At 59.9% G+C, this 279-nt stretch carries 1 protein-coding gene; it reads left to right on the top strand.

Features of this window, described 5'->3' with window-relative positions; translation table 11 throughout:
* The first annotated feature begins 11 nt into the window (after nucleotides 1–11).
* Nucleotides 12–155: a spore coat protein U domain-containing protein gene (locus tag SB765_RS29215; protein ID WP_410932431.1), complete on the top strand. Its 144-nt coding sequence runs from the start codon at nucleotides 12–14 to the stop codon at nucleotides 153–155.
* Nucleotides 156–279: the final 124 nt, after the last annotated feature.

Below are 279 nucleotides of genomic sequence, written 5' to 3'. Positions count from 1 at the left end.
GCCGCACCACGGTGATCCCCGTGAACCAGGCGGTGCCGCTGAGTTATAGCAATGCCAATAACATTACGCTGCCGATCTACGGTCAGCTACAACTGCCCGGCACTGCGCGCGCCGGCGTTTATACCGACACGCTGACCGTCACCCTGAGCTGGTGAGGTGATAGAAAACAAGGATATGATCATGAAGCCACTGCGCGCCCTGTTGCTGCTGCTAAGTTCCACCCTGCTCTCCCCGGCCTTCGCCGCGAATTCGGTCATGATCTGGCCCATCGATCCCGCC

It is taken from the genome of Pseudomonas sp. SIMBA_067, assembly GCF_046534675.1.
Taxonomy (GTDB): domain Bacteria; phylum Pseudomonadota; class Gammaproteobacteria; order Pseudomonadales; family Pseudomonadaceae; genus Aquipseudomonas; species Aquipseudomonas putida.
This window is presented reverse-complemented; position numbering and strand designations above follow the sequence as displayed.